The 769-nt window shown below is 67.2% G+C and carries 1 protein-coding gene; it reads right to left on the bottom strand.

The features are described 5' to 3' along the window. Positions 1–737, bottom strand: a 737-nt coding sequence (locus EOA24_RS39920) for a DUF5801 repeats-in-toxin domain-containing protein (protein ID WP_245502002.1), incomplete at its 3' end; no start/stop codon positions are given. Positions 738–769 lie beyond the last annotated feature (32 nt).

The raw sequence follows: 769 nt of genomic DNA, 5'->3' as shown, positions 1-769 counted from the left end.
GTCGGCCCGTCATCGTCGAACTTGACGAGCAGGCCGATGTCGTTGCCGGAGTCGGTGGCGGTGTCGCCGTCGCCGTCGGTACGGGTGACGCTCATCTGCACTGCGCCCGACGCCAGCGTGATTGTCTCATCGTACGAGGCGCCGCCGGTCGGATGCTTCAACGACAGATACTGGGCGAGGAAGACCTCGCCTGTGGTCGCGTTCGTCGCCAGCGCGAAAGCCACCGTACCGGCGGGATCGGCGGTGTCACCTCCCGTGTTCTCGGTGCCGACCCTGCCGAGAATCAGGCCTGCGGCGCTGCCAGTGCCGTTGTACAAGAAGATTTTAGTGCCCGCGGTTGTCTCGACCCCCGAGTCGGTGCCGTTGTTGACGCTTAACGCATAGCTGAGTTCCTGCGCCGCCGGCCCATCGGCCCCGGCGCTGCCCGTCACGGTCAGCAGCGAAGCGGTGCTGCGGGCGAAGCCGATTGCGCCGGTACCTGCCACATCCGGATCGTCGCCAGGCGACGGCACGTTGGTGAACAGCGACGCGATCGTCGTCGAACCGAAGGCGAACGCCGTGCCGTCGACGTCGGTGTCGGACTGCACCCCGGCGGTCTCGTCGTGGCGCACCGATGCCGTGCCGCTCGTCACGGCCGTGATTGTCGGCCCGTCATCGTCGAACTTGACGAGCAGGCCGATGTCGTTGCCGGAGTCGGTGGCGGTGTCGCCGTCGCCGTCGGTACGGGTGACGCTCATCTGCACTGCGCCCGACGCCAGCGTGATTGTCT

Source organism: Mesorhizobium sp. M2A.F.Ca.ET.039.01.1.1, assembly GCF_003998035.1.
Taxonomy (GTDB): Bacteria; Pseudomonadota; Alphaproteobacteria; order Rhizobiales; family Rhizobiaceae; genus Mesorhizobium.
The sequence above is the reverse complement of the archived record's forward strand: the minus strand, read 5'-3'. Positions and strand labels throughout refer to the sequence as shown.